Origin of the sequence: uncultured Microbulbifer sp. (genome assembly GCF_947489355.1) — a bacterium.
GTDB lineage: Bacteria > Pseudomonadota > Gammaproteobacteria > Pseudomonadales > Cellvibrionaceae > Microbulbifer.
Genome location: NZ_CANLDD010000169.1, coordinates 1 through 594 on the forward strand (window position 1 = coordinate 1; position 594 = coordinate 594).

Annotated in this window: 2 protein-coding genes; one reads left to right on the top strand and one right to left on the bottom strand. The window is 49.5% G+C overall.

The window, feature by feature from the left end; translation table 11 throughout:
- The coding region (locus tag Q1A48_RS21315) for a hypothetical protein (protein WP_299948876.1) at positions 1 to 246 on the top strand (246 nt) is incomplete at its 5' end.
- Here the strand turns inward: Q1A48_RS21315 and Q1A48_RS21320 are convergent.
- Positions 209 to 508: a hypothetical protein gene (locus Q1A48_RS21320; RefSeq protein WP_299948878.1), complete on the bottom strand. Its 300-nt coding sequence runs from the start codon at positions 506 to 508 to the stop codon at positions 209 to 211. The two genes, Q1A48_RS21315 and Q1A48_RS21320, sit on opposite strands and share 38 nt — an antisense overlap.
- Positions 509 to 594: the final 86 nt, after the last annotated feature.

A 594-nucleotide genomic window follows, 5' to 3' on the forward strand; every position in this document is an offset into this window, starting at 1 on the left:
CCATGGTCATTCATACAGGAGAAAAGGATGGACAAGCAAAGCATACACAGTGAGGTCGCGGAATTCCTCAAATCGGAGCAAGGAGCAGCGCTGGTGGCCGAAAGCCTATCTGGCCACCTGGCTCGCAATGATCAGGTTCAGTTTGTCGCTAGTGCAGAATCAGCATCGGGAGAAAGCACCGAGCAGCTTGTTGCTAATCTGGGCCGCCTTATGGGCTCTCAGGAGCTGGTTCAGGGAAGCCGATGACTTCACCCTCTGTAGCTTTCTGATCTGGAGAAATAAAAGTGCGGATCACTTTAATGTACTTATTAACTTCTTCGCTGTGTTCGAGCTTGCTTGGTTTATTGATAGCCAAGCTCAAGCGTTTGTAGAGGTTTTCTCGATCGACCACTTCGGTCTTGCAGAGTTCGAGGATTAAAGAGATCAAAGCGACACAAACACCCTGAAGTTTCGCATCCTGAATGGCGACCACTTTTGTGAGGTCCAGTTTGACGTTGATGTTTTGCATAGTACTTCCTTGTTAGCTGTTTGTTTGGGAGCTTTCAGCATACCGGGAATGGCGACACCTGCCCAGTGGTGTGACAGCCGGGAGAG